This is a genomic window from Shewanella sp. SW1, from assembly GCF_025653545.1.
GTDB lineage: Bacteria > Pseudomonadota > Gammaproteobacteria > Enterobacterales > Shewanellaceae > Shewanella > Shewanella oncorhynchi.
Map to the genome: position 1 here is coordinate 200,629 of NZ_JAKKSG010000001.1, position 13,563 is coordinate 214,191.

The 13,563-nt window shown below is 46.0% G+C and carries 8 protein-coding genes and 1 tRNA gene; 5 read left to right on the forward strand and 4 right to left on the reverse strand.

Annotated features, from left to right (window positions below):
- The first annotated feature begins 81 nt into the window (after positions 1 to 81).
- Genes L5M71_RS00980 through gabT form a run of 3 tightly spaced genes read left to right on the forward strand, consistent with a single transcriptional unit; the run spans position 82 to position 4,177 of the window.
- Complete coding sequence (locus L5M71_RS00980; RefSeq protein WP_028760878.1) at positions 82 to 1,368, forward strand: NAD(P)/FAD-dependent oxidoreductase; 1,287 nt, start codon at positions 82 to 84, stop codon at positions 1,366 to 1,368.
- Positions 1,369 to 1,418: 50 nt separating this feature from the next.
- A complete protein-coding gene (gabD, locus tag L5M71_RS00985; protein ID WP_263205951.1) occupies positions 1,419 to 2,867 on the forward strand; it encodes an NADP-dependent succinate-semialdehyde dehydrogenase in 1,449 nt (482 codons plus the stop codon).
- Positions 2,868 to 2,899: 32 nt separating this feature from the next.
- Complete coding sequence (gabT, locus tag L5M71_RS00990; RefSeq protein WP_263205955.1) at positions 2,900 to 4,177, forward strand: 4-aminobutyrate--2-oxoglutarate transaminase; 1,278 nt, start codon at positions 2,900 to 2,902, stop codon at positions 4,175 to 4,177.
- 156 nt (positions 4,178 to 4,333) lie between these two features.
- Here gabT and L5M71_RS00995 read toward each other — a convergent pair whose 3' ends face one another.
- Both L5M71_RS00995 and L5M71_RS01000 read right to left on the reverse strand, forming a co-directional pair.
- Positions 4,334 to 5,341 (reverse strand): LLM class flavin-dependent oxidoreductase, encoded by a 1,008-nt coding sequence (locus tag L5M71_RS00995; RefSeq protein ID WP_263180785.1) that lies wholly within the window; start codon positions 5,339 to 5,341, stop codon positions 4,334 to 4,336.
- A gap of 512 nt (positions 5,342 to 5,853) precedes the next feature.
- Entirely contained in the window at positions 5,854 to 7,419 is a 1,566-nt protein-coding gene (locus tag L5M71_RS01000) for a peptide MFS transporter (RefSeq protein WP_028760874.1), read from the reverse strand.
- Between the two features lie 419 nt (positions 7,420 to 7,838).
- Between L5M71_RS01000 and mak the strand changes: the two genes are divergently transcribed.
- Both mak and L5M71_RS01010 read left to right on the forward strand, forming a co-directional pair.
- Complete coding sequence (gene mak, locus L5M71_RS01005; RefSeq protein ID WP_263160858.1) at positions 7,839 to 8,735, forward strand: fructokinase; 897 nt, start codon at positions 7,839 to 7,841, stop codon at positions 8,733 to 8,735.
- A gap of 230 nt (positions 8,736 to 8,965) precedes the next feature.
- Entirely contained in the window at positions 8,966 to 11,086 is a 2,121-nt protein-coding gene (locus L5M71_RS01010; RefSeq protein WP_263205957.1) for a methyl-accepting chemotaxis protein, read from the forward strand.
- Positions 11,087 to 11,303: 217 nt separating this feature from the next.
- On the opposite strand, the gene L5M71_RS01015 is transcribed toward L5M71_RS01010, so the two are convergent.
- A tRNA-Ile gene (locus tag L5M71_RS01015) sits at positions 11,304 to 11,380 on the reverse strand.
- Between the two features lie 254 nt (positions 11,381 to 11,634).
- Positions 11,635 to 13,473, reverse strand: a complete 1,839-nt coding sequence (gene rpoD, locus L5M71_RS01020) for an RNA polymerase sigma factor RpoD (RefSeq protein ID WP_105249892.1) — start codon at positions 13,471 to 13,473, stop codon at positions 11,635 to 11,637.
- Positions 13,474 to 13,563: the final 90 nt, after the last annotated feature.

Sequence of the window (13,563 nt, forward strand, 5' to 3'; positions counted from 1 at the left end):
TCTGGCTAGTGTTTCGTTTTATGAAGGTGTAGGATGTGATGGCTGTTTAAAATAATGAACATTAGAATTCAAGGGAACAACATGTCTGCCATAGCTCACGCTGGATCATATTATGCGGCATCGGCCAACGATAAGGTTGAACGTCCGCGTCTACAGGAATCGATTGAAGCCGATGTTTGTGTGATTGGCGCAGGTTATACAGGCCTTTCTGCCGCGCTGCATTTATTAGAATCTGGCATGAGTGTGGTGGTATTAGAAGCTGCTCGCATTGGCTGGGGCGCCTCGGGCCGTAATGGCGGACAAATCGTTAATAGTTATAGCCGTGACATTGATACTATTGAAAAAACAGTCGGTAAAGAACAAGGTAAACTCTTTGGCCAAATGGCCTTTGAGGGCGGGCAAATCATCCGCGATCGTATTGCTAAGTATAATATTCAATGCGATCTAAAAGATGGCGGCGTGTTTGCCGCGATGAACGAAAAGCAAATGGGCCATTTACGCCATCAAAAACAACTGTGGGAAAGCCACGGCCATGTTAATCAGCTCGAACTCCTCGATGCCAAAGGCATTCGCGGTGTGGTAAATACTGAGCGCTATGTCGGTGGTCTGCTCGATAAAAGCGGTGGCCATATTCACCCGCTTAATTTAGCCCTAGGCGAAGCGCGAGCGGTTGAATCCCTCGGCGGTAAAATTTTTGAAGACTCAGCAGTGCTGAGTGTCGATGAAGGCGATAGCCCAGTTGTGCATACGGCGCAGGGCAGTGTAAAAACCAAGTTTGTGGTCGTGGCAGGTAACGCTTATTTAGGTAAGTTAATGCCTGAGTTGCAGGCGAAATCTATGCCCTGCGGCACGCAAGTGATTACCACAGAGCCTTTGAGTGCCGATCTGGCGGCGAGTTTATTACCACAGGATTACTGCGTCGAAGATTGTAACTATCTACTCGATTATTTCCGTCTGTCTGGCGACAAGCGGATGATTTACGGTGGCGGCGTAGTGTATGGCGCCCGCGATCCGGCGGATATCAAATCGATCATTATTCCGAACATGCTCAAAACCTTCCCACAATTAAAGGATGTGAAGATCGATTATGCGTGGACAGGTAACTTCCTACTGACGCTATCGCGCCTGCCACAGGTCGGTCGTATCGGTAAGAACATCTATTATTCACAGGGTTGCAGTGGCCACGGTGTCACTTATACCCATCTGGCGGGCAAGTTACTGGCCGAGATGCTCAACGGCCAAGCCACGCGCTTCGATGCCTTTGCTGCATTGCCACATTATCCTTTTCCCGGCGGTCACGCACTTCGCGTCCCTTTTAGTGCTATCGGAGCTTGGTATTACACGTTAAGAGACAAACTAGGTCTCTAACATCATCACTTTTAAGAAGCTAGGTAGCTTCACAATACGAGGAAATCCTTGTGCAATTAAATGATCCGAGTTTGCTACGTCAACAGTCTTTTATTAATGGTCAATGGTGTGATGCCGTTTCTGGTGACACGCTAAAGGTGGTTAATCCCGCAACCAATGCCCTGATTGGCTACGTTCCTAATATGGGACAAGTTGAAACTGAAATGGCGATTAAGTCGGCAGAAGCGGCTTTACCTGCATGGCGATCGCTCACAGCCAAAGAGCGCGGTGCTAAGTTAAGGCGTTGGTTTGAATTACTCAATGAAAACAGTGATGACTTAGCATTACTCATGACGACTGAGCAGGGTAAACCGCTGGCTGAAGCGAAAGGTGAAGTAACCTATGCCGCTTCGTTTATCGAGTGGTTTGCCGAAGAAGCGAAACGTATTTATGGCGATACCATTCCTGGGCATCAAGGGGATAAACGCTTGATGGTAATTAAGCAGCCTGTCGGTGTAACCGCCGCGATTACGCCGTGGAACTTTCCTGCTGCTATGATCACCCGTAAAGCCGCTCCAGCGTTAGCTGCGGGTTGCACTATGGTGGTAAAACCTGCGCACCAAACACCCTTTACCGCATTAGCGATGGCTGAACTTGCTAAGCGTGCCGGTATTCCTGCGGGCGTATTTAGTGTGTTAACGGGTGATGCGGTGCAGATTGGTAATGAAATGTGCAGCAACCCGATAGTGCGTAAGCTGTCTTTCACTGGCTCAACCAATATCGGTATTAAATTAATGGCGCAATGTGCGCCTACCTTAAAAAAACTGTCGCTAGAGCTTGGCGGCAATGCACCATTTATCGTATTTAACGATGCCAATATCGATGCCGCTGTCGAAGGCGCCATGATAGCTAAATATCGTAATGCCGGCCAAACCTGCGTCTGCGCTAACCGCATTTATGTGCAAGACGGTGTATACGACGAGTTTGCCTTAAAACTTAGCACTGCTGTTGGCAAGCTTAAGGTCGGAGAGGGCATCAACGAGGGCATCACTACGGGTCCGTTGATCAATGCTGCCGCGGTCGAGAAAGTACAAAGTCACCTTATCGATGCTATCGCTAAAGGCGCCTCTGTGATCGCGGGCGGCAAAGTTCATGATCTTGGCGGTAATTTCTTCGAGCCAACCGTGCTCACCAATGTCGATAAATGCATGCTTGTTGCCCGCGAAGAAACCTTTGGTCCACTCGCGCCGCTGTTTAAATTCAGCGATGTCGACGATGTGATTAAACAAGCTAATGATACTGAATTTGGCCTCGCCGCCTATTTCTATGGTCGCGATATTTCATTGGTGTGGAAAGTCGCCGAAGCCTTGGAATATGGCATGGTTGGGGTCAACACTGGCTTGATTTCGACGGAAGTCGCGCCCTTTGGTGGGATGAAATCTTCAGGGCTTGGCCGTGAAGGCTCTAAGTTCGGTATCGAAGAATATCTAGAAATTAAATATATCTGTATGTCCGTTTAATACGGCCCGATTTGGCGAGTGAGGAAGACTAAATGACAACAACCAATGATTCATTGATGGCACGTCGCCAAGCCGCAGTTGCGGGTGGTGTCGGGCAAATTCACCCTATTTTTACCGCCCGCGCCGAAAATGCGACTGTGTGGGATGTTGAAGGTCGCGAGTTTATCGATTTTGCGGGTGGCATTGCCGTACTCAATACGGGTCACCTTCATCCTAAGGTTAAGGCGGCGGTTGCAGCTCAGCTGGATAATTTCTCCCATACCTGTTTTATGGTGCTCGGCTACGAGAGCTATATCCAAGTGTGTGAAAAGCTCAATCAACTGGTGCCTGGGGATTTTGCCAAGAAGACGGCACTATTCACTAGTGGTTCAGAAGCGGTTGAAAACGCAGTTAAAGTGGCGCGTGCCTATACCAAACGTGCTGGCGTGATTGCGTTTACCTCGGGCTACCATGGTCGCACTATTGCGGCTTTGGCATTGACCGGAAAAGTCGCGCCTTACAGTAAAGGTATGGGGCTGATGTCGGCGAATGTGTTCCGCGCTGAATTCCCGTGCGAAATGCATGGCGTGTCCGATGATGATGCTATGGCCTCGATTGAACGTATCTTTAAAAATGATGCTGAGCCGAGTGATATCGCCGCCATTATTTTAGAGCCAGTGCAGGGCGAGGGCGGTTTCTACGCTGCATCGCCCGCCTTTATGCAACGTTTACGCGCATTATGTGACCGTGAAGGCATAATGCTTATCGCCGATGAAGTGCAAACAGGCGCGGGCCGTACAGGCACTTTCTTCGCTATGGAGCAAATGGGGGTTGCTGCAGATATCACGACCTTTGCTAAATCTATCGCGGGTGGGTTCCCACTTTCGGGCATTACTGGCCGCGCCCAAGTCATGGATGCCATTGGGCCGGGTGGTCTTGGCGGTACTTATGGTGGTAATCCGTTAGCGTGCGCCGCTGCGCTTGCAGTCATTGAAGTGTTTGAAGAAGAAAAGTTGCTAGAAAGGGCTAATGCCATTGGTGAGCGCATTAAGTCTGCCCTGAATGTAATGCAGGTCGAACATGCGCAAATCGCCGATGTGCGTGGTTTAGGCGCTATGATCGCCATCGAATTGATGGAAGAGGGCAAACCTGCGCCGCACTATTGCGCGCAAGTGTTGAGCGATGCCCGTGACCGTGGATTGATTTTATTATCCTGCGGTACCTACGGTAATGTGCTGCGTATTTTGGTGCCATTAACGGCGCCGGATGCACAAATTGATGCAGGCCTTGGTATTCTTAGCGCCAGCTTCAATGCCGTACTGAAAAGCTAATATCACTTTGATATAAAACAGTTTTAGATGACAGTTTTGCATAATAAAAATCCCGCTTCGGCGGGATTTTTTATGGGGCAATTGTTTTGAGGATGGTTCCATTGGCAGCCATTTTTACTGCCAATGACTTTCAGCACTCATCAGTTAAATGAATCACTACTTTTTAATATCCATTAGGATCTGTAATGCTTTTTTGCGTTTATCAAGATCATACAAGTCGTTGGTAAAGATAAACTCATTCACGCCGAGTTCTTTTACGATCATTTCCAAACGATGCTTAATCGTCGCTGGGCCACCAGTAACTGATAAACCTAAGAAGTTATCGACATAGGTTTCTTCTTGCGCACTCCATAAGCCATCCATAGTATCAACTGGTGGCTTTAGCCATAACTCGTGACCACGGATAAGTGCCAGCACGCGCTGTTTTGAGGTCGTGCCCAAATATTGCGCCTCTTCATCTGTATCGGCGGCAACTAACGGTAAGCCAAGCATCACATAGGGTTTATCAAGCACTTGAGAAGGTTTAAAGTCGCGGCGATAGATTTCAATCGCATCGTAGAGAAAGCGTGGTGCAAAGTGGCCCGCAAACACATAGGGCAAGCCGCGCTGCGCCGCTAACTGTGCGCTAAAAAGACTCGAGCCCAATAACCAAATTGGCACATTAGTACCTTCTCCGGGAATCGCTCGCACCGCATGACGACCATTGTAAGGGCCAAGTAGAGTTTGTAATTCACTGACTTCTTCAGGGAATTGTTCGGCGCGACTGGTATCACGGTTCAGTGCTCGGCTGGTAATTTGATCGCTGCCGGGCGCGCGGCCCAGTCCTAAATCGATTCGACCAGGATATAAGCTTTCAAGGGTACCGAACTGTTCGGCGACCACTAAAGGCGCATGGTTTGGCAGCATAATCCCACCCGCGCCGACGCGAATACGCTGAGTATTGCCAGCAATATAGCCAATTAATACCGAGGTCGCCGCGCTAGCGATACCGGGCATATTATGGTGTTCGGCAAACCAAAAACGATTAAAGCCGAGTCTGTCGGCTTCCTTGGCATACTGCAAACTGCTGTGCAGTGTTTCACCCACGGTTGAGCCTTGGCGCATGGGCGCGAGTTCCAATAGCGAGAAGGGAATATCGGCCAATATTGATGTCTGTTCTGACATAGTGTCTCCAAGTGACTGCCGTTTTTGCTAGCGACAACAAGAGGCGCTAACTGTGTTAGTCGCATAGTGAAGAACAAGCGTTAATGGCTCAGTCTTGATGAATAAAAGATATTCAGTGTTATTGATATGGGGCTAAGTTCCATGCTTCTCAAGCTTGAACGACTGACTCTTTTCCCTTCGTTATTTCATTAGTCATGTCAATTTGAGTTTGCACTTGAGCAGCGCTATTAAACCGAGTGCGTCCGAGTCCATACTTGCTTTGTAACAAATCGAGGGACTGAAGTCATCTGCGTGTGAGGGCCGATAATGTGGAACTGAAGTTCTTATTCTCAGCAACTCAGCGCTAAGCCAGTCACAGTAGAATTGCATGACTTTCGCTAAAGCTCATTTGGTTATGAGTAGCAATATAAGGGTATAAACGATGTTGAATGAAGTGATAAAAAAACTGCCGATAGCAGGGCTATCGGCAGTTAATGTTATGCAATAGAAAAATCGCTATTGTCAGTCGAGCATTACTGCTCGGCTTTCACATCCCGTAGCGATGCCGCAGCACTTTCATTAATATCATGATCAGCAGCATTGTTATGTGAATGGTGAGTCTCAGTCAGGCGACGCATCAGAGGTAATACCGCAAGTGCGATAAAGGTACAGACCACAGCGGCTATACCCAATTTATTAAACAGACTTGTGTATACGGGCAAGGTTTGCAGTGGGTCGACTAAATCTTTTGGCACACTGGCGAAGTTAGCGACCACACCGCCCAGATACTGTGAAATACCTGAGGCGACGAAATAGGCGCCCATCATAAAGCCGCCCATACGCGCAGGTACGTAGCGGGCAATCATGGCTAGACCAAGACCACTTACTAGTAATTCACCTAAAGAGTAAGAGGCATAGCCCCAGATCATGATCCATGAAGAGGTTTTACCGTTGACGGCAAATTGGCCCGCAAAGCCATAGATAAAGAAGCCAATCGCCACAACGGCAAAACCAAGAGCAAACTTCGCCGCGATAGAAAAGTCTTTATCATTGCGTCCAGCCCACGAATAGCTCCATGCGAGTACTGGACTTAATACCATAATCCATAATGGATTTAATGCTTGGAACTGGGCAGGTGACCAAGTCCACAAGTGGGTACCAAAAACTTGAAAATCCCAATCCACGTTACGCAGGGCAAACAGCGCGAGTGACGTTGACATTTGTTGATAGAAAATAAAGAAGAACACGGTTTGCACGGTAAGGATCAGTGCTGCAATCAGTCCAGCTCTTTCACTGGTTTCGCTGGTGCGGATCAAGTGGAAGAAGATTGCCAATACGGCTACGCCTGCTGCATAAACGAAGACGCGCGCAACCGCTTCGTATTCAAGAATAATGGCTGAAGCGACAACTGACAATGCGGATAGACCCAATACAATCGCGAGGTTTTTCTTGTTCACTGGGCGAGTGTCTGGCTCAGAACCGTAATGGACTAGACTCTTACGCATGAGTGCATAGTTACCTAACCCCACCAATATACCGACACAGCACACGGCAAATGCTGCGTGCCAGCCAAATTCGTTACCATACTGGGCGTTAACGTAATCTTTAATCCAAGGCGTGAGCAACATAGAGAAGGTCGAACCCACGTTTACCGCCATGTAATAGATGGTAAAAGCACTGTCGATTTTAGAATCGTCACCTTCATAGATTTTACGGACTAAGTTACCCGCATTCGGCTTGAATAGGCCGTTACCGACCACAATCACGCCGAGCGCTGAAAACATAAACCACGTATTTTCAGTGGGTACGGCCATTAGCGCATAACCCAGAGAGAGGATCCCCGCACCGAGCAGCATAGTGCGTTTGGTGCCGAGGATTTTATCCCCAACCCAGCCACCAATTGCCGGTGATACATAAATAAGTGCCGCACAGGCACTCCATACTAAGTTTGCACGTGAGTCATCAAAGCCAAGGCGCTGCACCATAAAGTACACAATCAGCGCTTGCATGCCGTAATAACCAAAGCGTTCCCATAATTCGATAAGAGACACAGTCATAAATGAATGTGTTTTACTTACCGGAGCAGTCCCAATAGTCATATCGCTTGCTTCCAACATTGTTGTTTTAATATTTGAGCTCAAAAGTATAAGGCGATAACCAATTCAAACCAATGGCAGACATAGGCAAAAACAGACTTTGTTACAAATGACCTTATCAATTTTAAGGTGGATTTAAGCGGGGACAGTTCTATCCAAGTTTTTCTGCTGCGGATAAATCAAGGAACATTCGCAGTACTATCGGATAAGCAGAGAATGGCATGTGCGGGTATGCGCTATGGTGTATTTAAATACATTGAGGTTGATTGCTGTTTGTCCAGCAGGCATAGTGCGCTTGGAAATTCTAATGTAGATAACTTTAAAACGAAAAGTTCTACTTAGCAGCGTCTCTACAGTTGCAGATATGCATCAGGTTGTTAATGCACCGCTTTGCGTTAAATATATTTAAACGGAGTATATGAATGTTACGAATTGGTATCGATCTTGGTGGCACAAAAATCGAGGTAGTCGCATTAGATAGCGATGGTAACGAAGTCTTTCGTAAACGCATCCCGACACCGAGAGAATATGTTGCGACAGTCAATGCTTTGGTTGCATTGGTAACTGAAGTCGAAGACAGCCTGCAGCAAACCGCCACTATCGGAATAGGTATTCCTGGGGTTGTTTCTCCTTTTACTGGCCTAGTAAAAAACGCTAATTCAACTTGGATCAATGGTCATCCACTTGATGTGGATCTGGGGACTCGATTAAATCGTAAAGTAAAAATTGCTAATGATGCGAACTGTTTTGCCGTATCAGAAGCGGTAGATGGCGCTGCCGCAGGAAAGTCAGTTGTATTTGGTGCCATTATTGGAACGGGATGTGGTGCTGGTATCGCAATTAAAGGCCAAGTACATGATGGTGGCAATGGTATTGGTGGTGAGTGGGGCCATAATCCTTTACCGTGGATGAAAGCCGATGAATTTAATACCACGACGTGTTTTTGTGGTAATAGAGACTGTATCGAAACGTTTATATCTGGAACAGGCTTTGTTCGCGACTTTCGCGCTGCGGGCGGTATTGCTGACAGCGGTATTGAAATTGCCCAAATGATGCAAGCGGGAGATCCGCTGGCAACTCAAGCATTTAACCGCTTTATTGATCGTTTAGCCCGTTCATTGGCCCATGTGATCAATATGATGGATCCTGATGTTATCGTCCTTGGTGGCGGCGTGTCTAACATCGATGCTATTTATACCGAATTACCGAAAATTTTGCCGCTCTATGTGGTTGGCCGAGAGTGCCACACACCCGTTGTTAAAAATTATTATGGTGCTTCATCTGGGGTGCGTGGCGCCGCTTGGTTGTGGGGACGCTAATCCTAGACTCAATCAAGAATAGTGTTTGATATTAAAGGCTGAATTCATTTATTTGAATTTGGCCTTTTTTTGATTTAGTCATTCAAAAGTTTTACATTTCATTGACAACTCTTTATCTTAAGTACTGGTAATTCTTACCCTAAGTGCTATTTTTAATGCTGTATAGAAAGTATAAAAATAAAGTAGATCAAAATAATTACGCTATTGTCGTTCTCTTGGGAGTTTACTAGATGAAGCATTTATCCATCAGTACTAAATTGTTGTGGATTACTTCCGCATTGTTCTTATTGATTGTTGCAATTTTAACGATAAGTCTTTGGCAGGCATTATCCGCACAAAATATCCAGGTTTCTGAACAAGTACAAAAAACCCTGCAACTGGAGACTCGCGATAAGCTAGAAGCACGAGCAGGCGAGTATGGTGAAATGGTTGCGGGGTTTATTAATGAAGCTTCTCGTATTCCTTTTTCTTTTGCGGGGATTGTTGAAAGCACCGCTGAAGAATTACCCTTAAAGCGCGATAGGTTAGAGCTTGCTCTTGCGGCCGTGCTAAAGAAAAGTTCGCAAACCTCTTCTATGTTCGCGCAATTTGAACCGAATGGTTACGATGGTCTCGATAGCGAATTTTTAAATGTAGAGATTAGTCATAGTGTGGCATCTTCTGGTGCATTAGAAGTGTATTACACCCGTAATAGTGATGGCAGTGTGAAACAAAGGCAAGTTGATGATTCACAAGAAAAATATCTTACTAGCCTGAATGAGTTTGGTGTGCGTGATGCAGAATGGTATCTGTGCGCTAAAGAAACGCTAAAACCTTGTTTAATGGAGCCATATTTAGACGAAATCAGCCCTGGTCATACTGAGCTAATGACCTCCCTGACAGTACCGATAGTCAAGCATAAGCAGTTCATCGGTGTAATAGGTATTGATGTAAACTTACCGGTATTCCAATCGTTAATTGATCGATTAGCAAAGAGCCTTTATGACGGACAAGCTAAGGTCACATTGCTGAGTAATCATGGCTTTATTGTTGCGTCCAGCTATGACAGTAAAAAAGCCCGTCCTCTATCAGAATCAATAGATCCTAAATTAGCGACTAAAATTAGTTCATTGCATAAGAATGGTCAATACATGACGGACGGCGATGAAATTATTGTCGCTTATCCGATTAAAATTTCACTCGCGAATACTGAATGGTCACTTGTTATTCAAGTCCCTAACGCTCAAGCCTATAAAAGCTCAATTGAACTCAATAATAAAATGGATGAAATGGCTACATCACTTGGCAGCCTACTATTGATAGTGGGGTTAGTCGTATCAGTTATTGCCGTTATCACCATTAGTTTGGTGCTTCGCAGCATTATTTCGCCACTGAAGATGATTCAAAATAGAGTAGAGCATCTTGCTAGTGCAGAGGGTGACTTGACCCAATCGATTGAAGTCGACTCACATGCTGAGCTCATCGCTCTAGCAAAAGGCTTTAACTCCTTTATTTATAAGCTAAAGAGTCTCATTGCAGAATTAAAAGTTTTAGCGAGTCGTACTCAGCAAGAAAGCCAATCATCAGCAGAAATAGCCCAATTAACTCGTGATAGCGTCCAACGACAACATGGTGAGATTGAAAGTGTTGTTACTGCAGTAAATGAAATGAGCGCAACAGCGCTCGAAGTCGCTAAAGCATCAGAGCAAACGGCGGTAGAAACAGAGGCGATGTCGCGTAACATTCGTGCAAGTGAGGAAAGTTTAACTAAAGCAATGGATTATGTAGACACGATGTCGAAAGAGTCATTGCAAGCTAAAATAGCCGTTAGTAAAGTGGCCGAAAGTAGCACCAATATTAGTCGAATTCTTGAGGTGATTAGTTCGATTGCGGCGCAAACAAATCTACTCGCTTTGAATGCGGCAATTGAAGCCGCTAGGGCGGGTGAGCAAGGTCGTGGTTTCGCCGTCGTTGCCGATGAAGTCAGGGCGTTGGCGTCCAAGACTCAAAGCTCCACCGATGATATTAGTGTGCTTATCGATGCCCTCCAAAAAGAAGTACATAGTGCTTCAAATATTATCGATAAAGGGGCTGAACGGGCGCAAATGGCCGTGACTCAGACAGAACAAGCTTTATCTTCTTTGAATTCAATGGTAAGCCAAATTGAGGAAATATCAGGGCAAATTACACATATAGCAACTGCAGCAGAAGAGCAAAGTGCCGTAACTGAGGAGGTTAACCGTAATATTACTGGGATTTCAGAGTCCGCATCTGAACTTGCTCATCTTGCCGATGAAGCACAGCGAAGCAGTGTGGTATTGGCGGATTTAGTTAGACAACAACATGAAGAATTAGGTAAGTTAAAAACCTAAACGTCAGTTTGACAGTGTTCTATGTATTTAAAAACTCTTAGAATGAAGGCGATTCATCTAAGAGTTTTTTATTAGATAAATTAAATTTATCACGTTGTTATTCTACGTAATTTATATCACGTAGAAAGAATATTACTTATAGAACCAATAAGCAACGCGACTATTTTAAATACGAAAAAGCCGTAGTAGGGGTTAACCTACTACGGCTTATCTGAATTGGTGGCCCCTCACGGACTTGAACCGTGGACCTAACGATTATGAGTCGTGTGCTCTAACCAACTGAGCTAAGGGGCCGACTTAAGGTAATCGTCATTACCTGAAGCGGGAGGAAGTATACTAAGCTTACTTACGCTTGTCACCCGTGTTTTGGCTGGAAATTCACGCAACTGATTCAATTGGTTATCTGTTAATCAACTTAAATGCAATCGTCGCCTGAATTTAAGGCTTCGATGCTGTGCTTGTGCATAAATTGAGGTGATAAAGACAATAAAAAGCCCTGCATGGGCAGGGCTTCAATCCATCTTAGCTGACTTTAGGCTTGTAACAGCCTATTCATCTAGGAACGATTTTAAGATTTCTGAGCGTGAAGGGTGACGCAGTTTGCGCAGTGCCTTAGCTTCAATCTGACGAATACGTTCACGGGTCACGTCAAACTGTTTACCCACTTCTTCAAGTGTGTGGTCAGTGTTCATATCGATACCAAAACGCATACGCAGCACTTTCGCTTCACGGGCGGTTAGACCTGCTAACACTTCGTGAGTGGCGTTTTTCAAGCTTTCGCTGGTCGCTGAATCCAGTGGTAATTCGAGGGTAGTATCCTCGATAAAATCACCTAAATGCGAATCTTCATCGTCACCGATAGGGGTTTCCATGGAGATAGGTTCTTTGGCGATTTTCAGTACCTTACGGATCTTATCTTCCGGCATCATCATACGCTCAGCCAGTTCTTCAGGTGAAGGCTCGCGGCCCATTTCCTGTAGCATTTGGCGAGAGATACGGTTCAGCTTGTTGATCGTTTCGATCATATGTACTGGAATACGAATCGTGCGCGCTTGGTCGGCAATAGAGCGAGTAATCGCCTGACGGATCCACCAAGTAGCATAGGTCGAAAATTTGTAACCACGACGGTATTCGAATTTATCTACGGCTTTCATTAAGCCAATGTTACCTTCTTGGATTAAGTCCAAGAATTGCAGACCACGGTTGGTGTATTTCTTCGCGATAGAAATTACCAGACGTAAGTTGGCTTCAACCATTTCTTTTTTCGCACGGCGAGCTTTGGCTTCACCGATTGACATGCGACGGTTGATGTCTTTTATGGCAGAAATTGCTAAGCCGGTTTCTTCTTCAACTGCTGCAAGCTTGGTACGACAACGAATGACGTCATCTTCAACCATTCTTAGGCCTTCGGCATAAGGTTTCGTTGAGGCTTTCTCAGTGTTGAACCAATCGAGGTTGGTTTCGTTGCCAGTGAAGAATTTGACGAAGTTTTTCTTCGGCATTTTGGCTTGTTCAACGCACAGTTTTAACACTAAACGTTCTTGAACACGCACGCGGTCCATCATAGTGCGCATGCTTTTGACTAAACGGTCAAACTGCTTAGGCACTAAGCGGAATTCTTTGAAAATTTCGCCGATTTCGAAGAGGGCTTTTACCGATTCAGGGTGTTCACGGCCCTTAGCTTCGATAATTTTCAGTGCGCTTTCGTAAGCGGCTCTAAGTTGACCGAATCTTTCACGAGCTTCTTCAGGATCAGGCCCTTTGTTGCCTTCTTCTTCATCTTCGCTGTCATCGTCATCCTCTTCGTCATCTTCATCGTCCAGCTCTTCCTCAGATAATTCTGAGCCGATGTGAGTGGCGGTCGGGGCGACGTCATCTTCGTCCGGGTTTACAAATCCAGAGATAATATCAGATAAGCGCAGTTCGTCGGCTTCAAATTGGTCGAATTGCTCAAGGATCATAGCGATCGCTTGTGGATATTCGGCGACTGAACTTTGAACTGTGTTGATGCCTTCTTCGATGCGTTTGGCGATAACAATTTCGCCTTCGCGGGTCAGAAGCTCAACGGTACCCATTTCACGCATGTACATGCGCACGGGATCGGTTGTGCGGCCAAGTTCGCTTTCTACTGTTGCCAGTGCTGCGGCGGCTTCTTCTGCTGCATCTTCGTCTGTGTTGTCTTCCGACATCATCATGTCATCGGCATCGGGGGCTTCTTCGAACACCCGGATACCCATGTCATTTATCATCTGGATAATATCTTCGATCTGGTCAGAATCGACCATGTCTGCAGGTAAGTGATCGTTCACTTCTGCATAGGTTAAGTAACCTTGCTCTTTACCTTTGGCAAGCAACAGCTTAAGTTGCGACTGCGGAGTATGATCCATAGATATCATCCAAGTTGGGAAACTGTTACAACGACGGACACTTAGCATAAGCCAAGTGCCGCGCAAATCGTCAATTATAGCCGTGTGCAC

Coding starts and splice junctions, on each gene's coding strand:
- mak (WP_263160858.1), top strand. CDS start 7,839: ATGTTACGAATTGGTATCGATCTTGGTGGCACAAAAATCGAGGTAGTC.
- L5M71_RS01010 (WP_263205957.1), top strand. CDS start 8,966: ATGAAGCATTTATCCATCAGTACTAAATTGTTGTGGATTACTTCCGCA.
- L5M71_RS01000 (WP_028760874.1), bottom strand. CDS start 7,419: ATGACTATTGGGACTGCTCCGGTAAGTAAAACACATTCATTTATGACT.
- gabT (WP_263205955.1), top strand. CDS start 2,900: ATGACAACAACCAATGATTCATTGATGGCACGTCGCCAAGCCGCAGTT.
- L5M71_RS00980 (WP_028760878.1), top strand. CDS start 82: ATGTCTGCCATAGCTCACGCTGGATCATATTATGCGGCATCGGCCAAC.
- L5M71_RS00995 (WP_263180785.1), bottom strand. CDS start 5,341: ATGTCAGAACAGACATCAATATTGGCCGATATTCCCTTCTCGCTATTG.
- rpoD (WP_105249892.1), bottom strand. CDS start 13,473: ATGGATCATACTCCGCAGTCGCAACTTAAGCTGTTGCTTGCCAAAGGT.